The organism is Photobacterium damselae (genome assembly GCF_003026815.1).
Lineage (GTDB): Bacteria > Pseudomonadota > Gammaproteobacteria > Enterobacterales > Vibrionaceae > Photobacterium > Photobacterium damselae.
Window position 1 is genome coordinate 19,813 of sequence record NZ_PYOG01000012.1, and the last position, 20,051, is coordinate 39,863.

15 protein-coding genes are annotated in these 20,051 nt (G+C 41.5%); 11 read left to right on the forward strand and 4 right to left on the reverse strand.

What is annotated here, in order from left to right; all coding sequences use genetic code 11:
* The first annotated feature begins 558 nt into the window (after positions 1-558).
* The 7 genes from nhaC (at position 559) to fldA (ending at position 10,785) form a co-directional block, all read left to right on the forward strand.
* Complete coding sequence (gene nhaC / locus CTN07_RS12145; protein ID WP_036763463.1) at positions 559-2,007, forward strand: Na+/H+ antiporter NhaC; 1,449 nt, start codon at positions 559-561, stop codon at positions 2,005-2,007.
* A 546-nt stretch (positions 2,008-2,553) separates the two neighbouring features.
* Positions 2,554-3,288 carry a nucleoside recognition domain-containing protein gene (locus CTN07_RS12150; RefSeq protein ID WP_036763461.1) on the forward strand — a complete coding sequence of 245 codons (735 nt, stop codon included), beginning with the start codon at positions 2,554-2,556 and terminating at the stop codon, positions 3,286-3,288.
* The gene (locus CTN07_RS12155; protein ID WP_005298359.1) at positions 3,288-3,749 is read left to right on the forward strand and encodes a YjiG family protein; all 462 of its coding nucleotides are present in this window, start codon (positions 3,288-3,290) and stop codon (positions 3,747-3,749) included. Before CTN07_RS12150 ends, CTN07_RS12155 begins: the two co-directional genes overlap by 1 nt.
* An 83-nt stretch (positions 3,750-3,832) precedes the next feature.
* Positions 3,833-4,957 carry a M20 family metallopeptidase gene (locus CTN07_RS12160; RefSeq protein WP_005298357.1) on the forward strand — a complete coding sequence of 375 codons (1,125 nt, stop codon included), beginning with the start codon at positions 3,833-3,835 and terminating at the stop codon, positions 4,955-4,957.
* Positions 4,958-5,223: 266 nt separating this feature from the next.
* Complete coding sequence (gene hcp, locus CTN07_RS12165) at positions 5,224-6,567, forward strand: hydroxylamine reductase (protein WP_005298355.1); 1,344 nt, start codon at positions 5,224-5,226, stop codon at positions 6,565-6,567.
* A 160-nt stretch (positions 6,568-6,727) separates the two neighbouring features.
* The gene (gene nifJ / locus CTN07_RS12170) at positions 6,728-10,285 is read left to right on the forward strand and encodes a pyruvate:ferredoxin (flavodoxin) oxidoreductase (protein ID WP_005298354.1); all 3,558 of its coding nucleotides are present in this window, start codon (positions 6,728-6,730) and stop codon (positions 10,283-10,285) included.
* 11 nt (positions 10,286-10,296) lie between these two features.
* Positions 10,297-10,785: a flavodoxin FldA gene (gene fldA / locus CTN07_RS12175; protein ID WP_005298352.1), complete on the forward strand. Its 489-nt coding sequence runs from the start codon at positions 10,297-10,299 to the stop codon at positions 10,783-10,785.
* Positions 10,786-10,941: 156 nt separating this feature from the next.
* On the opposite strand, the gene CTN07_RS12180 is transcribed toward fldA, so the two are convergent.
* On the reverse strand, positions 10,942-11,307 hold the full coding sequence (locus tag CTN07_RS12180) for a nitrous oxide-stimulated promoter family protein (RefSeq protein ID WP_080551711.1): 366 nt from the start codon (positions 11,305-11,307) through the stop codon (positions 10,942-10,944).
* Positions 11,308-11,605: 298 nt separating this feature from the next.
* Positions 11,606-12,619 (reverse strand): nucleoid-associated protein YejK, encoded by a 1,014-nt coding sequence (gene yejK, locus CTN07_RS12185; RefSeq protein WP_005298350.1) that lies wholly within the window; start codon positions 12,617-12,619, stop codon positions 11,606-11,608.
* Between the two features lie 76 nt (positions 12,620-12,695).
* On the opposite strand from yejK, the gene CTN07_RS12190 reads away from it, so the two are divergent.
* On the forward strand, positions 12,696-12,914 hold the full coding sequence (locus CTN07_RS12190; protein WP_005298347.1) for a YejL family protein: 219 nt from the start codon (positions 12,696-12,698) through the stop codon (positions 12,912-12,914).
* A 47-nt stretch (positions 12,915-12,961) separates the two neighbouring features.
* Positions 12,962-14,830 carry a DUF3413 domain-containing protein gene (locus tag CTN07_RS12195; RefSeq protein WP_005298345.1) on the forward strand — a complete coding sequence of 623 codons (1,869 nt, stop codon included), beginning with the start codon at positions 12,962-12,964 and terminating at the stop codon, positions 14,828-14,830.
* Positions 14,831-14,870: 40 nt separating this feature from the next.
* Here CTN07_RS12195 and CTN07_RS12200 read toward each other — a convergent pair whose 3' ends face one another.
* Positions 14,871-15,131: a hypothetical protein gene (locus CTN07_RS12200; protein ID WP_080551710.1), complete on the reverse strand. Its 261-nt coding sequence runs from the start codon at positions 15,129-15,131 to the stop codon at positions 14,871-14,873.
* A gap of 250 nt (positions 15,132-15,381) precedes the next feature.
* On the opposite strand from CTN07_RS12200, the gene CTN07_RS12205 reads away from it, so the two are divergent.
* On the forward strand, positions 15,382-16,998 hold the full coding sequence (locus CTN07_RS12205; RefSeq protein ID WP_005298340.1) for a GGDEF domain-containing protein: 1,617 nt from the start codon (positions 15,382-15,384) through the stop codon (positions 16,996-16,998).
* 41 nt (positions 16,999-17,039) lie between these two features.
* On the opposite strand, the gene CTN07_RS12210 is transcribed toward CTN07_RS12205, so the two are convergent.
* The gene (locus CTN07_RS12210) at positions 17,040-19,028 is read right to left on the reverse strand and encodes a DNA topoisomerase III (RefSeq protein ID WP_005298337.1); all 1,989 of its coding nucleotides are present in this window, start codon (positions 19,026-19,028) and stop codon (positions 17,040-17,042) included.
* 163 nt (positions 19,029-19,191) lie between these two features.
* On the opposite strand from CTN07_RS12210, the gene CTN07_RS12215 reads away from it, so the two are divergent.
* A complete protein-coding gene (locus tag CTN07_RS12215) occupies positions 19,192-20,031 on the forward strand; it encodes a glucosaminidase domain-containing protein (protein ID WP_005298335.1) in 840 nt (279 codons plus the stop codon).
* Positions 20,032-20,051 lie beyond the last annotated feature (20 nt).

A 20,051-nucleotide genomic window follows, 5' to 3' on the forward strand; every position in this document is an offset into this window, starting at 1 on the left:
ATTTCTCTTTTTAATGCCTTGTGTGACAAATACACAAGTTACGTGCTATAGCAAAATATTTACAACCAAAAACAGCCAAAAAACCACAACAAACCATTAAATTTAACATACAAGATCAAAGTAATTACTTAAGTAATGTTCTATTAAACAAATAGTGAATTTTGAAAAATAACTTTGACCCTGTTAATCTCCCCTGCCGCTCAAATGTAGCGGATATATTTTTCTTTACTACCCTGTATGGTTTTACTCTCTAAAAATGGGTTCCTATTCAGGATTTGTAACAGAAAAAAACCTTTATATAAAAAGTATAAATGACCAATAAAAAAGCCATTTATGCCGATAAATTAGCCATTAAGTTTGGCTTTTATAAGCAATTTGATCGCGGAGCAGATTAAGCTCACAGAAAGTGACACTCTTTATTTCATGAACAGTTTCATTTGATACAGTAGCGCCACATTAAGAATTGCTCACACTTTTTTACATAATCGATTTATTTTTGATTAGACACACTTTGGGACATCTCCCTTGTAAACAGGTTTGAAGAACAAGGTAATACGCATGGATAAAAAACAAGTAAGGCTACCATCACTGTTACAAGTGACCATTGCTCTGGGTATCTTCCTAGCGCTGGCATTTTCTTTTACTGCAAAGTTAAACCTACCGATTCAGCTCGCCCTTTATATCGGTTGGTTTGTCATCATGGCGCTGGGCTTAAAGCTAGGTCATGACTACAAATCATTAGAAAAAGCAGCAACAAAAGGTATCTCAAATGGTTTAGGGGCCGTACTTATTCTACTGGCAGTGGGTGCACTTGTGGGCACTTGGATTGCTGGTGGTATCGTTCCAACCATTATCTACTACGGCTTAAAAGCAATTCACCCGTCAATTTTCCTATTAGCGACTATGATTATCTGTTCGCTAACTGCATTGGCAACCGGCACATCTTGGGGTGCAGCAGGTACAGCTGGTATTGCAATGATGGGTATTGGTCAAGGCTTAGGTATTCCACCAGCGATGACTGCAGGTGCGGTTCTTTCAGGTTGTTACTTTGGCGATAAGATGTCTCCACTGTCTGACTCTGTTATTCTGGCCTCTTCTATGTCCAATGTTGAAATCGTTGAACACATTAAAGGCATGCTACCTATTGCGCTTATCAGTTACATCATTACCGGTGTTTTATTTACCTTAGTGGGCTATCACTACTCAGGTAATGTTGATATGTCACAAGTACAATCTGTTATTGAAGCAATGGATAAGCAATTTGTTATTACCCCATTGTCCTTTGTTCCTGTAGTGATCGTTCTTGTACTGCTTGCGATGCGTTTGCCATCTTTTCCTGTGATCTCATTGGGCTCACTATTGGGTATCGTATGGGCAATCATGGTGCAAGATATGGATCCATTGGCAGCATTCAATACCGCTTGGGCCCCATTCTCTATCCAGTCAGGTGTTGAGTTTATTGATTCGATTCTAAACCGCGGTGGTATGGAATCTATGCTAGGCTCAGTCGCGGTTATCGTATTTGGTCTTGGCTTTGGTGGTTTGCTTGATAAAGTGGGCGTACTGCAAACTATCGCTCATTTGTTTGAGAAACGTGTTAACTCAGCAGGTAGCCTATCCGTATCAACCATTGCAACCGCATTTTTAGGTAACGTATTTGGCTCTGCTATGTATGTGTCTCTAATTCTTACCCCAAAAATCTGTGCGAAAAACTACGACCGCTTAGGTTATCAACGTAAGAACCTATCTCGTAACGCTGAATTTGGTGGCACACTAACTTCAGGTATGGTGCCTTGGAGTGATAACGGTATCTACATGGCGAGTATTTTAGGTGTCGCAACCTTCTCGTACGCACCATTTATGTGGTTAAGCTTTGTTTGTATCATTGTGACCATTGTCTCATCTTATATGGGCTGGTTTGTTGATCGCTGTCCACCAGCCTCAGCAGAGCAACTAGCAAAAGACGATGAAGAAGAAATGCTAGCAGTTGAAAAGCTAACTTCTTAATGGTGACGATCTGATATCCCAATATAGTAAGAGCACTCCTGTGAGTGCTCTTTTTTTATCTGGAATTTACTTTTCCCATCGTATGACTTATTACGTTATCCATCCTCTAACCGTAACACTCCATATTTTGATTTATTCCAAATTAAAATAATTTACTGCTAGATATCCGCAGTATCATTGCACCCCACCCTTGAACGGGAAAAAACAATTCCTCAACAGTTAGCAAATCAGCCCGTAACAAATAAATAAGCCATTGATTTTTAATAACTAAAACCAAGCAGATAAAATCGGTTAAATATTTAGTTTTTTATTCAAATATGAACAACAAAGAAAGATCTGGTTCACAAATAAAAATATAAATTCCATTTTTGCCACTCTCAAGTAGCACACTTTGACCCCAGTCAATTTTTTCCCGCCATTTTTAATGACAATGCATTTATTTCCCAAAGCCGATAAAACTTTCCATCTCTGGCTGTTAACAACATTTCATATGGCATCGGCACCGTTTTTACTATTTTATTTTTTGATTCCCAAGGAGTTATTCCTATGAGCAATACCACGGAGCAAGGACGCAAAGTGACGATTGGCAGCTACATTGCCCTCGCCTTTGCTGTGATTTTCTTTTCTGGCTTTATGCAATCAAACCAATGGTACGGTGTATTTGACTTCACTACGCTAAATGGTTCTTTCGGCAGTGTTGTTTACTCAGTAAATGAAACCGCTGATGGTATTCAAACAGCCACAACATCACTGCGTGGTAAAGGTGGTAGCGGTGCTCGTGATGGCTTCCTATTTGCCCTAACGCTTATCCCTACCGTAATGTTTGCTCTTGGTATGATTAACGTTCTAGAGCACTACGGCGCATTGGATGCTGCTCGTAAACTGCTTACACCACTGCTTCGTCCTCTAATGGGAATCCCAGGTAACTCAGGTCTGGCTCTTATCGCCTCGCTTCAAAGTACCGATGCAGGTGCTGCAATGACGCGTCAGCTTAAAGATGAAGGTCACCTAACCAAACGTGAAACCGATGTCTTTACTATGTTCCAGTTCTCAGCCGGTGCCACTATCGTAAACTTCTTCTCTTCAGGTGCTGTGCTATTTACTCTGACTTACGCCTCTGGTGAGTTAGCCGTAACCTCTTCGATTGGCCTAGCGGTTGCCGTTATGTTTGTGTTTAAGTTTGTTGGTGCCAACCTTTTCCGCATCTACCTAAACATCACAGAAGGCAAAGAAGATAAATCAAACAGCAACACACCAGCACCAAAAGAGGAGACTGCATAATGACTACTGCTAAAAAACCTATGGTTACCGACATTTTTGTTGAAGGTGCAAAAAAAGGCTGGGTTATCGCAACAACCTCAACGGTGCCAAACGTTCTTATGGCCTTCGTTATCATCAAAGCGCTACAAATTACCGGAGCTCTTGATGCAATGGGCGCAATTTTCTCACCTGTAATGGCAATTTTTGGCCTACCAGGTGAAGCCGCCGCTGTTCTTATCGGTGCCTGGATGTCAATGGGTGGTGCTGTAGGTGTGGTTATTACCCTATTTGACCAAGGGATCCTCAACGGTCAACACATTGCTATCTTGGCTCCTGCTATCTACCTAATGGGCTCTCAGGTGCAGTACATGGGTCGAATCATGGGTCCAATTGGAACAGAAGGTCGTTATATTCCAGTGATGATTGCAATCTCTGTTCTAAACGCCTTTGCCGCCATGTTTGTAATGAACATTCTGGTTTAAAACCAAGCTTTCCCCCTTGCAGGCTATAGCAGCAAATATAGCCTGCTCATTGGTTCACAATTTCTGATTTAATGGAGCTTTCAATGAGCTTTTCTCTTGAACAATATTTAGAAGAACTACGCCCTCTTATCAATGTTGATTGCGGAACATTAACGAAAGAAGGTATTGAAGTCATTGCCAATCAAATGGCAGAGAAATACCAAACCCTTGGTTGGAACGTAAAACGTGTAGATTGTGGTGCCGCAGGTACAGGTTTGGAAGTTCGTAACAAGCCAGAAGCCGATCACATTGATGTAATGCTCATAGGTCACATGGATACTGTTTTCCCTGTTGGTACAGCAGCAGCGCGTCCAATGACTACAGATGCAGAAAAAGCGTATGGTCCTGGTGTTTCTGATATGAAATCTGGCCTACTTAATATTGTTTACGCTATTCGTACTTTAGATCCAACAGTGCTAGAGAAGCTGTCTATCTGTGTGTGCATGAACCCAGATGAAGAGATCGGTTCTTTGCATTCAGAGACGTGGCTAAAAAGTGTTGCCGCCTCTGCAAAACATGTTTTGGTTGCTGAAGCCGCTCGCGCTGATGGATCACTGGTTAAAGCCCGTAAAGGTATGGCGCGCTACCGTTTAACGTTCAATGGTAAAGCCGCACACGCAGGTAATGAGCCAGAAAAAGGCCGCAGTGCAATTACTGAAATGGCAAACTGGATTTTAGCGATCAACCAGCTAACAAACTTTGAAACTGGTACTACATTCAACGTGGGTATCGTAAAAGGCGGTGCTGGTGCGAACATCGTGCCTGACCTTGCTGAAGCAGTTGTTGATGTCCGTTTCTGGGATAACGAAGAATACGCACAAGCTGATAGCCATATTCGCGCTTTAGCGGATACACCATTTGTTGATGGCGTTAGCATTACTTTAGATCGTGAAGCGCACAAACCGTCAATGGTGCCATCAACTCAAACAGAAGCTCTTATGACATTGGTTGAGCAATCAGGTCAGGAAGAAGGCATTAATATTACATGGCAAGCTGTTGGTGGTGGCTCAGACGCTAACCTAACAGCAGTTCTTGGTATCCCAACTCTGGATGGCCTAGGCCCAATTGGTGCAGGCTTCCACAGTGCTGATGAGTACCTAGTTTTAGATTCTATTGAGCCTCGTATTCGCCTACTACAGAATGTTCTTGGTAAGATTGCCAAGCAGTAATGAGTGTTAACAAATACTGATTAACATGTCATAAAAAAAGCGAGTTGATACACAGTGTCAGCTCGTTTTTCTTTATCTAGCCTATGACTTTCCTTTCCCTCATTGTTATCAAAAACAGCACTTCTACTCCTAAAAGATTAAATTGCAGATAAAATACCACTTTAATTTCTCGAAATTGATCGGGATCAATGTGTTTGACCATACAGTGTCGTTATCCTTAACGAATATTAATATGCATTATAAATACAAGTTAAGGAATGCAAGCAATGTCGAACCTAGCAATGTTCTGCCATCAGTGCTCAATGGCACAAACAGGTGGTTGTGGTAGTACCGGAAAAACTCAAGGTACTTGTGGTAAAGATGAAAACCTATCTCGCTTACAAGATATTATGATCTTCGGCCTAAAAGGACTGTCTGCTTACCGTACTCATGCCAATGATCTGGGTGCTAATACAAAATCTGTCGATGATGTAATTGCAGAAACTCTGTACTTTACCCTAACTAATGTTAACTTCAGCTTTGACCAACACATTGCTCAGTTAATGAAAATTGGTGGTGCAGGTAGCGAAATGATGTCGATCTTAGGTGAAGCGCATCATGCTCGTCTGGGTGTGCCAACGCCGGTTTGTGTGCCACAAAACCAAGCCGAAGGTAAAGGTATTCTGGTGACAGGTCATGATCTGGATCTACTAGAACGTCTACTTATCGCAACCGAAGGTACTGGCATTAATGTGTACACGCACTCAGAGATGCTACCCGCTCACGGTTACCCAGAACTGCGTAAATACAGCCATTTAAAAGGTAACGTAGGTAAAGCTTGGTTCGATCAAAAGCAACTTTTCCAAAAGTGGAATGGCACCATTATTGTAACGACAAACTGTATTGTCCCACCAACAGGTCGTGCTGATTATGCTGATCGCCTTTATAGCTACGGTATTGTCGGTATTGACGGATGTCGTGAACTTGCTGACGACTTTGCGCCATTGATCGAGCATACCTTAAGTTTGCCTGATATTGATGGTTTTGAGAGCACTGAAACCTTAATGACAGGTCACAACTATAAGACCATTTTAGGTTTAGCTCCGCAGATTTTAGAAGCGGTTAACGCAGGTAAAATCAAGCAGTTCTTTGTTGTTGCTGGCTGTGACAAACCAGGTAAACCGAATGATTACTTCCGCGAATTAGCGCTTTCAATTCCAGAAGATTGCATTATTTTAACGTCGTCATGCGGCAAGTTCCGCTTTAATGACCACGACTTTGGTGTTGTTCCAGGAACTGAAATTCCACGTTATCTCGACCTTGGCCAGTGTAATGACAGTTATGGTGCAGTCATGATTGCTCTTGCTTTAGGTGATGCTATGGGTGTACCTGTAAATGAACTGCCTGTGAATATTGTGCTGTCTTGGATGGAACAAAAAGCAGTATTGATTCTGTTGGCTCTGTTTAACTTAGGTATTCAAAATATCTACCTAGGTCCAAACCCACCAGAATTTGTTAATGAAGCTATTTTTGAGTTTTTACAACAGAACTTCAATCTTCATCTAACCGGTGATGCGAAAACAGATCTGGCAACCATGCTAAACGGCCAAATCGAGACCGCGGCAGTTTAATCGCGCTAATCATCAATCTAGTCTGAATCTAGATCATAAATAGGCAGTATGACTCAATACTGCCTAATCGACTCAAACGGTTCAATCTAATCAACAGGGTTAAATCGTTTGAGCCATATCCTTTTTTCTCTTCAACAGTGCATGTTCGCTGGGGTTGATTATGTCTATACAAATCCAACAACACACCTCTACTCAATATCACACCATGGACGGAAATGAAGCGGTTGCTCATGTGGCTTACCGCTGTAATGAAGTGATTGGGATCTATCCAATTACCCCATCTTCACCAATGTCGGAACAGTGTGAAGTATGGGAAAGCCAAGGAAAAACCAATCTTTGGGGACAAGTACCCACCGTTATTGAAATGCAGTCTGAAGCCGGCGCAGCAGGTGCCGTTCATGGCGCATTGATGGCAGGCTCACTTGCGACAACGTTTACTTCATCACAAGGGTTATTACTTAAAATTCCTAACATGTACAAAATTGCAGGTGAGCTAACACCTTTTGTTATGCATGTTGCTGCCCGAACCCTTGCTACTCATGCCCTTTCGATCTTTGGCGATCACTCTGATGTGATGGCCGTTCGACAAACTGGCTTTGCTATGTTGAGCTCAGAGTCGGTACAACAAGCGCACGACTTTGCCCTAATTAGCCAAGCCGCTACCTTGAAAAGTCGAATTCCTTTTGTCCACTTTTTTGATGGTTTCCGCACCTCTCACGAGATCAATAAGATCGTAACGATTGATGATGCGATCATCGACCAGATGATTGATCAACAAGAGGTCGATGCGTTCCACCAGAGAGGATTAACTCCTGATAATCCAACCATTCGAGGAACGGCACAAAATCCTGACACCTTTTTCCAAGCACGAGAAGCCAGTAATCTCTTTTATGATGCGTGCCCTAATATTGTGGCAGATACAATGGCTCAATTTGCTCAATTAACGGGCCGTAGCTACAAACTGTTTGATTATTACGGTCATCCAGATGCAACAGATATTACCGTTGTGATGGGATCGGCAAATGCAACCTTGACCCAAGCGGTTGATGAACTGCTAGCTCTTGGAAAAAAAGTTGGTGTGATTTCCGTCCATCTTTATCGCCCATTCTCTCTTGAACATTTTGTCGATGTATTACCACAAAGTGTTACGCGTATTGCGGTATTAGATCGAACAAAAGAGCCTGGAGCAATTGGTGATCCGCTTTATCTTGATGTGGTCGCAACCTTACAACAAGCCTTGCAACAACAAAAAATCGCACAAATGCCGATGATTGTGGGTGGTCGTTACGGCTTATCATCTAAAGAATTTACCCCAAATCATGCCAAAGGGATTTATCAAGCTCTTGCAGAAAATCAGCTTATACCATCCTTTACCATTGGTATTTGTGATGATGTGACTCATCGTTCTATTTCCTATCCAAGCCAAGCGATTTCAGAACCCAAGACACGTATTCGTGCTCTATTTTATGGTTTAGGCTCAGATGGAACCGTTAGTGCTAATAAAAATACTTTAAAGATTATTGGTGAAAATACAGAGTTACATTCTCAAGGCTACTTTGTCTACGATTCAAAAAAATCTGGCGGAGTAACGATTTCGCACCTGCGCTTTGATCACCAGCCGATTGAAGCACCGTATTTAATTGATCAAGCTGAATTTATTGCCTGCCATCAGTTCGAATTTATTCAGAAGTTGGATATGGTTGAACAGGCTGCACATGGGGCAACAGTGCTGATCAATAGCCCTTATGATAATGAACAGATTTGGGATCATCTCCCACAAGAAGTTCAACAGATCATCATAGAACGACAACTTAAACTTTATGTAATTAATGCCGTCACTATTGCACGTCAAGCGGGATTGAATAATCGTCTTAATACGGTAATGCAAACCGCCTTTTTTGCCCTTAGCCAATTGATGCCTGTTAATGACGCCATTGAACACCTTAAACAAGCAATAGAAAAGAGCTACAGCAAACGAGGTCCAAGTATTGTTGCAGCTAACCATAATGCGGTTGATGCAACTTTAGCGAACTTACAGCAGGTATGTATTCCAGATCAGGTAACCAGTACGACAACGCGTCCAGCGATTGTCTCTGAGCATGCTCCTGACTTAGTTCAAAAAGTAACAGCCGTTATGCTGGCAGGTAAAGGGGATCAATTGCCAGTTAGCGCATTTCCTGTCGATGGACATTGGCCTACCGCAACCAGTCAATGGGAAAAACGTAATATTGCCCATGAAATTCCAGTATGGGAGCAAGACCTCTGTACTCAATGTAATATCTGTACCTTAGTGTGCCCTCACTCTGCCATTCGCGCTAAAGCTGTGGATGAAGCTGAACTGATTAACGCACCTTGTGATTTTAAAACAGTTGATTACAAACAGCGTGACTTCAAAGGTAAGCAATACACATTACAAGTCTCCCCTCAAGATTGTACGGGTTGTAATCTCTGCACCACAGCATGTCCAGCCGTTGACCCCAACAACAGCGAACGCAAAGCCATTAATATGATGGCAAAAGCAGAAGTATTAGCAGCACAAACAGAAAATTACGAGTTCTTCAATCAGCTACCAGAGCTTGAGCGTATTGATATTAAACGTATTGATGCCCGTAGCAGTCAGTTATTGCAGCCTCTATTTGAATATTCTGGTGCTTGTTCTGGTTGTGGAGAAACCTCTTATATCAAGCTACTAACCCAGCTATTTGGCGATCGAATGCTAATAGCAAACGCAACTGGCTGTTCATCCATCTATGGTGGTAACTTACCGACAACCCCATATACCACGGATGGACATGGCCGAGGACCTGCATGGGCAAACTCTCTATTTGAAGATAATGCTGAATTTGGTCTGGGTATGCGTCTTGCGGTTAACAGTCGCCGAGATCATGCGCTTTACCTCCTAGAACAAGCCAAAGACATGTTACCAACCGATCTGGTCGATGCTTTACAAACCAACGCCATGTTAGGTGATGAAAACTCAGTTGTTCGTCAGCGTGAACATATTGCCGATCTCCGCTCTCGTCTTGATTACTCACATCAAGCCTTAATTGAATGTGCTGATGATTTAGTCGCGAAAAGCACTTGGATTGTCGGCGGAGATGGCTGGGCTTATGACATTGGTTTTGGCGGATTAGAGCATGTTCTTGCCACCAACAACAATGTCAATGTCTTGGTGATGGACACTCAAGGCTATTCCAACACGGGTGGTCAGCAATCCAAAGCAACCCCAACAGGAGCGGTAGCCAAATTTGCCACAAATGGTAAAAGCGCAAACAGTAAAGATATCGCAATTAATATCATGATGCTGGGTAATGTGTATGTCGCCAAAATTGCACTTGGCGCCAATATGAACCAGGCACTTAAAGCGATCCAAGAAGCAGAAGCCTATCCTGGTCCATCTTTAGTGATTGCTTACTCACCTTGTATTACTCATGGCTTTGATATGTCTCAAGGGGTAACCCATCAACAGTTAATGGTAGAAACAGGATTGTGGCCACTATTTCGTTTTGACCCTCGCCGCTGTGATAAAGGACGAGCCGCGCTACAACTTGATAGCAAAGCACCAAAACGTGATGTGAGAGAACTGATCGATAGAGAGAGCCGCTTTACCCAAATTAAGCGTAAAAATCCTGCGCAATATGAAGCAAATCTAGAACAACTTCGTCAACAGGTGAGTCATAAACACACCTTGTTACAGCAACTATTAGAGTGGAAATAAGGACACAATATATGAATATCGGTATTTTCTTTGGTAGTGATTCAGGTCAAACAGAAGCAGTTGCAAACCTTATTGCCAATAAACTCAACCTAACCGCACAAGATATCCAAGATTGTGATGACACCAGTTTCGATGACTATGATCTACTGATTCTAGGTACACCTACTGTTAACTATGGCGAAATGCAGCCCGATTGGGATTACTTTGTTCCAACACTAGAAGATATGGATTTAGCGGGTAAGAAAGTTGCACTATTTGGTCTAGGCGATCAAGTGGATTATCCTGACAGTTTCCAAGATGCCATGGGCGATTTAGCCGAATTGATCGAACAAGCAGGCGGTGAGTTAGTTGGCTTTACCTCAACTGAAAGCTATCAGTTCAATGATTCTCGCGCCCAACGCGGTGAGCAGTTTGTTGGGTTAGCCCTTGATACCGATCGCCAATCAGAGCTTACAGAAGCGCGTATTGATGCATGGTTAAAGCAATTACAGCTAGCATAAACAATTAAAAAAGGTCGGTATAAAGCAGATTCAGATTACCGACACTTTAAATACACAAAAGGCCACCTGGTTTAATAATCATTAAATCTAGGTAGCCTTTGTGCCTTTCTGAATCTTAAACAAAATAACTCAGTAAAAAATGTCTAATAAAACGCGCTAAGTTATTTTGGCTGTTTCGTTGCGGCCGTCGCATAAATGCGAACCACGACTACAATCGATTTTATAACGAACAGCACGTAGCGGATGACGCCACAGAAAACGTGGATATGACCATTTGATCACATGCAGCATCTGTAACCTTTTAGCTGGTTGATAGCAGGGACTAATACACTGCGCACAACTTGGCTTTTCACCTCCTAACCGGCATCCAGCAACTCGGTTTTCTACATACTCGATAAGACTTTCACATTCAGGACAAACAATTGCCCCGCGATGCAACGTTTTACAATATAGGCGAATCATCGCTTTCACTGTGTTCAGTTCACGTTGCGAACGAACTGAATGATTATTGAGAACTATCATAGTGCGGGCTATTATCCGCCGCTTAAGCTTAAAAAACTTGATTAAAGTCAATTTTCACCAATCGATATAGCTTTGTGCTATAAATAACCAACACTACCCAATGAAAACACCAGTCAAAATAAATTAAAGCGGCAATAACAGATTAAAAATCCAATTTTATATCTAACATACGATTTTACGCCTATTTTCAAGTTAACTTTGAATATATAACTCCAACTTAGTGGCAAATAAACGATACAAAAAAAGCCACTTGGCGTTAAACCAAATGGCTTCAATAAGTTAGAGCAAAAAGAAAAGCTTAGTTGTCGTTATTTAGACGTCGATTTAGCTGATCTTTTAAGTTTGGAGGCGTACCTTTAATCGTTAAAGTATCGGTTTCTGGATCGTAGAAAATACGCTCACCCAGTAACATCGCATCAAAGTTAATGGTTAAACCACCGCCAGAACCAACAAACTTGGTTAATTTACGCATCGAAGTACGATCAGCTGGGAAGCTCTCTTCTAGCTCATAACCTTGTTGTGAAGTAAACGAGTAGAAATCAGTTCCTTCATCTGTTGTTGGTAGCTCACCAGAAAGTTCTTTAATCGTGACCTCATCGCCCGATTGGAGTTGACCATTACAATAGTCATAAACTTGTTTACGATATTGCTGCTTCTCTTCTTTATCTAAGCGAGAATCGTTACAAAAATCTTCTACCGCTTGCATTAAGACTTGGTTTTGTTCTTTAACATCCAAACCCACTTCAGCTTGCATAAAGTCTAAAAAGAAATCGGCAATCTTACGTCCGACACGACCTTTAATAAATGTTAAGTAACGCTTAGATTCAGGGTCACTTGCTAAGGCAGAGAGGTCAATACGTGCCACAATATCCATCTTGCTCACATCTAGATAATCGGTCGAGCTAATATCTAATTGCTCTGTGACTTTCATACTGTGAACTGTCGGTAGAAGACCAATAAACAGATATTCTGTAGCCAATGATTGATATTGCGTCATCACCAAAGTACCCGCTTCAGCAAATGGGTATTTGATTAATTCGTTTTTAAGACGCTCAGCAGATTGGTTAGAAAATGTAAGAAAGTTCATCTCACCATTGCGATACTGTTTTAGCCAATGGGAAAATTCACTATCATCAGCAAAATGAGCAAAACCTTTTGCCCCTTTGCTACTGTATACACGGTGTAATTCTGCAACAAAATCTTGAGTTGCAGGAGTGTCATCAAGTGCTTGATCTCTAAGGTGAACAACCAATTCATCTTGATCATTTTTCGCTAATTGATGCAGGATAACGTTAGAAAGAGTTAGGCTCATAATGCAAAAGATTTTCAGTAATACCGAACTCTAGGGTATCATAAGTCGTTTTCTTTCACATTAAACAAGACACACTATGCCAATTACTTCAAAATACAGCACTAAACAAGTTGAAAAAATCATCGATGAAGTATTCGATGTACTTGAAAAAAATCAGGTATCACCAGAGCTTGCTCTTATGATCGTTGGTGATGTTGCAACAAACGTTATCAATTCAAATGTTCCAGCGGGCCAACGCCAAGCCATCGCTGAAAAGTTTGCACTTGCTTTGCAATCAACAATTAAGAAAGACTAATTCACGTTGTGATAACAACGTCTGAAGACTGAGAAGAACTGACATTTATGGTCACCAGTGGAACACAATACAAAGACAAAGTCTCACAGCTAATTAGCTGGGGGCACTGGTTCAGCTTTTTTAATATTATCGCGGCAATGCTACTTGGTACCCGCTATATTATTCATTCTGAATGGCCAGAAACCATTTTGGGTCAACTTTACCTAGTATTAAGCTGGGTTGGTCACTTTGGTTTTCTTGTTTTTGCTATTTATATTCTGATCTTATTTCCAGCAAGCTTTATTATCCCTTCTCAGCGGGTAATGCGCTTTTTTGGAGTATCGATCGCAACAGTAGGCTTTACGGCTTTACTGTTGGATACGCACGCCTATCAAACCGTTGATCTCCACTTAAGTCCTTTAGTTTGGGATTTATTGCTTAGTGGTGAAAAAACCGATTTAAATACCAGTTGGCAGTATCTATTTGTCGTTGTTCCAGTCTTCTTCTTATTTGAACTTGTTCTATCTGAAACAATCTGGCGAAAACTACGCAAACTCAGCCGAAAACGTGTTGGTGGTCCTATTGCACTGATTTTTGGCCTAAGCTTTTTATCAAGCCACCTACTCTATATTTGGGCTGATGCTAATTTGTACCATCCCATCACAATGCAGCGTTCGAATTTCCCACTTTCTTACCCTATGACAGCAAAAAGCTTCATGGAGAAACATGGCTTACTCGATCGCCAAGAATATAAAAAACGCCAAGAAAAACAAGGCGTTGATGAAAGCGACCAAATTCGTTATCCAATAGAAAAGCTTAACTATAGCGATCAGGGTACGAATCAAAATATTCTATTTATCATGATCGATGGCTTGCGCAGCGACATGGTAAACGCAGAAACGATGCCTTACTTATCTCGCTTTGCGCAAAATAACCTAGATTACACTAACCACTACAGCACAGGTAACAATAACCGTAATGGTATCTTCGGCTTATTTTATGGCTTACCTGGTAGCTACAGTAACAGTATGCAATTAGCGAAAAAGCAGCCCATTTTGCTAAATACTCTCGCTGATCGCGGTTACGATTTTGGTCTATTTAGTGGTGATGATTTTAATTCACCAATCTATCAAGACTTGCTCTTTACGCCACAAGAAATCGATGCAAGTACGACAGCCAAAGAACGCTCAGAAAAGCCTAGTGATCATCTTGCTATTGCAGAATGGGATCAGTGGCTAACAACCGAAACAGATAAGCCATGGTTTAGCTATATTGAACTGACTGCTGTACAAGATTTTGAAGAAGGTGGTAGCTATGTTGCAAAATTTAGCCCATCTATTGGTAGCAAACTTAAGCATAACCAAAATGTAGATTCCACATTACTCTTGCGTAACAGCTATCGTAATGCTGCATTTCATGTTGATCAGCAGCTTGAAAAGATTCTAACTCAGCTCAAAGAGAAAGAGTTGCTCAATAATACCATCGTTATTATCACTGCTAACCATGGTACTGAGTTTAATGAAACAGGTAGTAATACTTGGGGAGCAGATACTAACTTCAGTCAATATCAGATCAAAGTACCTTTGATCATACATTGGCCAGAACATAGTGCTCAGCAGATCTCCCGTATTACGAGCCATTTAGATATTGTACCAACGATTATGGAGTCGGTACTGCATGTTGCTTCAACACCAAGTAACTACAGCAGTGGAGTAAGCTTATTTGAAAGCGATCCGAGTCGACGCTGGATTCTTGCTGGCGATGATAAGAATATCGTTGTAGTTCGACAAAATAATACAACAGTGGTAGATAAATATGGCAATTACCGGGTATATGACCCTAACTACCAGCTAAAAGAAGAAGGTAAACCTAAGCTTTCTACGCTAATGCAAGTAATGCATGAACTAAAACGCTTCTACCAGCCAAATAACAATTAATCTATACATCAAGGCAGCAATCATCCTATTGCTGCCTTGATTAATAATAGCTTACATCAGCATCATCACACTGTTCAAAACCGTCATTCCAACCTTGCGCATACCGTAACTTTCGATACATTCTTTCAGGATCTTGGCGATATCCATCATGATATGTTTGGCCATTTGTCCTTTGGCTGTGACAACCATCTTGATATCCATCTAAATAATGGCGAGTGAATCCCAAATTGGACAACTGCTCATGGCGTGTTGCGGTACATCCAGTCAAAATCAAGCATGTCATTATGATAAATCTTTTCATGGTATTGCTTCCTGCTACTGCCATTTATCTAAGCGAAATCAGTACTTAACCATCATCTTTAGCGCACTTTCTAATTTCATATCTATGCATGAATTTCTAAGTGGATGAGAGCACTATCACAACCTGATAAATATGTAATGAATTTCACATCAGAACGCTATCATTAAGCGATTTTTGTGCCAAGAATATGAGTTTAAGGTCTTGATTAGTTTTATAGTTAGTACAATCTGGAGTTATAAAATTAAAGAATATGGAACATCCTGAAACTTTTTATGCCGAGATCATTAAGCAATGGGGACATGCTCACAGTCTTCGCACCTTATGTGAATTAACTTGCCGAAACTTAGAACAAAGTTTTGGAGTATTAGCATGTGAGTTAGTGGTGTCATATAAAAACAGTTGGACCTCCTTAGTTGTTATGGACGAAACTGGCATTCACTATCATTTTCCACCACAAGATCTCCAAAATGATGGTGCCATCCCTTTTTACAGAATTAACAAATCACTACGCCAAAATACGCCTGTACGTCATGTTCAAGATAACGAACTGTATATTTCTTTACCGCTAGAACGCCGTTCTCGTATCATTGGCTGCTTTATTATGAAATTTGATTTAGCAAAGTCATCAGCTCTAGAAGCCAGCTCCTTTGCCCCTCTTGCTGCACTACTATCGGCAGAAGTTCATGCCAGTTTTGTTAGTGAAAGTATGATTGATGAACTTTGGGGGAGAAGAACGGCCGAACGAGAGTTACAAATTACTCAAGATGAGCAAAAAGAGCTGATGGAGCAACTTCAAGCGCTTCATGATCTCTCTTACATGTTATGGCGAGCAGAAAGTATGGACGCCATGCTATTTACCGCTGTTGAACAATCAAAAAAACTGCTGCATATTGATCGGCTGGCTATTTTTCTCTTCGATGATAATTACCGCATGCATGGTACTTATGGTTCTGATTTACAGGGAAAAACTGTCGATGAACACTATTTTGAGTCAGAAATACCAGACCTATGGTTTGCCAGCCACACATTAGCAAAGCGTGAATACACGGCCATCCAAGAACATACTGAGTTGTATCACGATCTTAAACAAGTTGGTTATGGTTGGAGTGGCTATATTGCACTTTGGGATGATGACACCCCAGTAGGTTGGATAGCTTGTGATAATCTGGTTACAGGTAGTCCCCTTCGCCAATATCATAATCATATTTTTCAACAACTTGGTTTTATTATTTCGCAACATATCGTCAGACGCCAAGCAGAAGAAGAGTTAATGAAACTCAACAAAGAGCTTGAACAACGGGTACATGAGAGAACCACTGAATTAGAACAAGTGAATCAGCAGCTCGAAAAAATGTCACGTCAAGATCCATTGACTCAAGTAGCCAACCGTCGTGTTTTTGATAACACATTTGATGAAGAGTGGCGACGAGCTGAGCGCCATCAGTTACCTATTTCGTTATTGATTATTGATGTTGACCATTTCAAGCATTATAACGACTGTTTTGGTCATGCAGCAGGTGATGCGTGTCTTCGAAAAATCGCTAAGGCATTAAATACGATCGAACGACGAGCTGGGGCTCTGTTTGCCCGTTATGGCGGTGAAGAGTTCGTTTTGTTACTACCTGGACAAGAATTATCAGCAGCAACTTATACCGCAAAACGCGTAATACATGAGGTTCATAAATTGGCCTTACCTACAAATAAAACAGCTGAATATGGTGATATTAAAGACGTGGTTACCGTGAGTATTGGAGTTCATTGTCAGATCCCTCATGCCGCTACATCGATGGAAGAGTTTTTCCGCCAGACAGATATCGCCCTCTATGAAGCTAAATCAAGAGGACGAGATCAGTACTTTGTTATTTAACGCAGAAAGAAAAAATCTCAATTGCGTCGAGACCTTTCTTTTTACTTTGAAGCACGGCGCGTTGAACGCTGTTTAGTTACACCACTCTTACTGGTTTGCGCGCCTGATTTACGCGAGTAGTTACGCTTTTTACCAACCCCTTTTTTGGGCTCAGGCGAAGTTAACGAACGTAAACTCTCTGGCACCTCGCAGGTTTTGACTTTCTCCATAAGCTGCGTCACTTGAGTGGTCAATGCTGCCATAAAGGGCTGATAAGCATAGTTTCTCTCTGCCATATCTTGTAACTGGTGCTCCCAATGGGCAGTCATATCTGGATACGTAGACTCATCTGGTAAAGCATAAATTAACCCTCTACCGGCATCGGTTGCATGAATAGCCTTACCCTGACGATGTAATAACTGCCTTTTAAACAAAATATCCAAAATGCCGGCTCGGGTTGCTTCAGTTCCTAACCCATCAGTATCACGTAAAATTTTCTTTAATGAGGCATCAGAAACAAAACGAGCAATTCCCGTCATCGCTTGCAGTAAGGTCGCTTCGGTAAACGCTTTAGGAGGCTCTGTCATCTTGTCTTTTATTTCCCCATCACGACAAGTTAAAACGGTGCCTTTATCCAACGGCGGAACTTTATCTGCTAACCCAGCATCGTCGCTGTCTGTGGCATCATCGCGTCCTAACAAAGTTCGCCATCCACCAGACATTAACTGACGTCCTTTAGCAATAAAGTGACCATTGGCGATATCAAACACCAGCTTAGCTTCTGCATAAATAGCCGCAGGGTAAAACTGCATCAAATATTGTCGCGCAATCAATTGATAAATCTTCTCCTCATAACCGTTTAAGCTTTGAGGATTCACAGATTTTGGGGTCGGAATAATCGCATGGTGAGCATCGACTTTTTTATCATTCCACGCTTTTGATTTTAAGCTCAGATTAGCCTGTGCAACGCCATTCGCTAATGCAGGACACGTAGTTCCTATCGCTTGAGTGACACTGCTGGCTTGCTTGTAGTGATCTAACGGTAGATGACGACAATCAGAACGAGGGTAAGTGATCGCTTTATGTTTTTCATATAAAGATTGGCAGGTTGATAATACATCTGCCGCACTCATGTTGTAACGTTTTGCCGCATCAATTTGAAGCGCTGACAATGAATACGGTAACGGCGGCGCTTGTTTGGTTTCTTTACGCTCAGATTCTATTACCGTTGCTGGTTGGCCCTTAATGCGTTTCACCACATTTTCGCACAAAGGACGACTCAGTATTCGGCCATCTTCATCTTGATATGGCTCACAAGCTTTACTTGGTTGCCACTTAGCTCGAATCTCTTGCTCTTGATAAGGGATCAGAGCAAATACCTCAAAAAAAGGTTTAGGGATAAAATTTGCAATCTCATCATCTCGTCGCGTCACTAAGCCTAAAACAGGTGTTTGTACCCGCCCTACCGACAATACGCCACGATAGCCTCCTTTCTGCCCCAATAGCGTATACGCACGAGTCATGTTCATACCATAAAGCCAATCAGCACGAGAGCGCGCTAAGGCCGATACAGACAATGGTATAAACTCTTTATTACTCCGCATAGATGCCAGCGCTTTTTTAACTGCGGCGGGGTTTAAATCAGAAATAAGCAGACGTTGTGCTGCATTTTTTTTACTTTGTGAAACCTTAACATAGTCAATCACTTCATCGACTAACAGCTGCCCTTCACGATCTGGGTCGCCAGCGTGGACAATCTCAGTAGCACTTTTAGCTAATTTCTTGATCACGGCAAGCTGTTGTTTTGCCGCCTTACGAGGAATCAACTGCCATTTTTCAGGGACTATAGGTAAATCAGCCAGATTCCATTTTTTGTAACGTTCATCGTAAGCATCAGGTTCTACTTGCTCTAGTAAATGACCAATACACCAAGTCACAATATCGCCATTTCCGACCTCAATATAGCCATTATTGTTTTTATGAGGCTTAGGTAAAACAGTAGCAATAGCGCGACCTAAACTGGGTTTTTCTGCGATATATAAACGTGACATAAGATAATGAGAGCTAAACTAATATTTGTGTACTGTAGCGAAATATCTAAATGAGAGCAATAAAACACTGGATGAAAACACAGTATATTCAACACAAGAACTTGCAGCTTGTTACCGATAAGCGTAAGGTATCGCGAAAATTGTATTAGAAACCCTTTTTCATATGACAAGAATCACGACAGTAGGCGTTATTACATTAGTGGCAGCAGTCAGTGCCGCCGCTATTTATAAAGCCAAGGTGCGCAACGATCATCAAGTGGATCTCGCACCTTCACCTATCATGATGGAACAGATTCTCAATAACAAACCCAACTTTGCCGTTATTGATAGTGAAGCTGATAAGAAAAAAGCCTTTTTCCAGTACCTCACCCCAGATATCGTTAGAGAGAACAACGCGATTCTTAAAGACCGTGAGAATTTATTAGCTCTAATGAAAAAACCAGAGAAGATGACTGAGAAAAATGCTTTTCTGATCCGACTTTCCAATCATTATGCATGGCCAATGCCAGCTCATGATGAAAAGACATCGGAGCCAATTTCACAACAATGGTTAACCGGGTTACTCGACAGGGTTGATATTTTACCCGTACCATTGGTATTGAGCCAGGCCGCTATTGAATCGGGTTGGGGAACATCTCGCTTTGCTGTTGAGGGTGATAACTACTTTGGTCTGTGGTGTTACAGCCCAGGTTGTGGCCTTGCACCATTAGAAGAGAAAGACAGTAAAAATTATCATGAAGTGGCTCGATTTAATTCATTGCAACACGCGGTTGATGCCTATTTCTTAAATATGAATACCAACCCAGAATTCCAACCGCTACGCGACAAACGAGCGCAACTTCGAGCTGAGGGGCTGCCATTAACAGCTACAGCTCTAGCACCAGAGTTAATTCATTACTCACAAATTGGCCAGCGCTATATCGAAGAAATTAATACGATATTACACCAAGATGGTCATTTTATGTTAATTCCTGAAGTGCCGAAAAAAGAGCCTACGCCATAGAATAACCCTTAAAAACAAAA

What these genes read in the sequence shown, in the direction of transcription:
- CTN07_RS12190 (WP_005298347.1), top strand. Translation starts at nt 12,696, where the DNA reads ATGCCAATTACTTCAAAATACAGCACTAAACAAGTTGAAAAAATCATC.
- CTN07_RS12195 (WP_005298345.1), top strand. Translation starts at nt 12,962, where the DNA reads ATGGTCACCAGTGGAACACAATACAAAGACAAAGTCTCACAGCTAATT.
- CTN07_RS12150 (WP_036763461.1), top strand. Translation starts at nt 2,554, where the DNA reads ATGAGCAATACCACGGAGCAAGGACGCAAAGTGACGATTGGCAGCTAC.
- CTN07_RS12180 (WP_080551711.1), bottom strand. Translation starts at nt 11,307, where the DNA reads ATGATAGTTCTCAATAATCATTCAGTTCGTTCGCAACGTGAACTGAAC.
- CTN07_RS12155 (WP_005298359.1), top strand. Translation starts at nt 3,288, where the DNA reads ATGACTACTGCTAAAAAACCTATGGTTACCGACATTTTTGTTGAAGGT.
- yejK (WP_005298350.1), bottom strand. Translation starts at nt 12,619, where the DNA reads ATGAGCCTAACTCTTTCTAACGTTATCCTGCATCAATTAGCGAAAAAT.
- CTN07_RS12160 (WP_005298357.1), top strand. Translation starts at nt 3,833, where the DNA reads ATGAGCTTTTCTCTTGAACAATATTTAGAAGAACTACGCCCTCTTATC.
- nhaC (WP_036763463.1), top strand. Translation starts at nt 559, where the DNA reads ATGGATAAAAAACAAGTAAGGCTACCATCACTGTTACAAGTGACCATT.
- nifJ (WP_005298354.1), top strand. Translation starts at nt 6,728, where the DNA reads ATGTCTATACAAATCCAACAACACACCTCTACTCAATATCACACCATG.
- CTN07_RS12210 (WP_005298337.1), bottom strand. Translation starts at nt 19,028, where the DNA reads ATGTCACGTTTATATATCGCAGAAAAACCCAGTTTAGGTCGCGCTATT.
- CTN07_RS12215 (WP_005298335.1), top strand. Translation starts at nt 19,192, where the DNA reads ATGACAAGAATCACGACAGTAGGCGTTATTACATTAGTGGCAGCAGTC.
- CTN07_RS12205 (WP_005298340.1), top strand. Translation starts at nt 15,382, where the DNA reads ATGGAACATCCTGAAACTTTTTATGCCGAGATCATTAAGCAATGGGGA.
- hcp (WP_005298355.1), top strand. Translation starts at nt 5,224, where the DNA reads ATGTCGAACCTAGCAATGTTCTGCCATCAGTGCTCAATGGCACAAACA.
- CTN07_RS12200 (WP_080551710.1), bottom strand. Translation starts at nt 15,131, where the DNA reads ATGAAAAGATTTATCATAATGACATGCTTGATTTTGACTGGATGTACC.
- fldA (WP_005298352.1), top strand. Translation starts at nt 10,297, where the DNA reads ATGAATATCGGTATTTTCTTTGGTAGTGATTCAGGTCAAACAGAAGCA.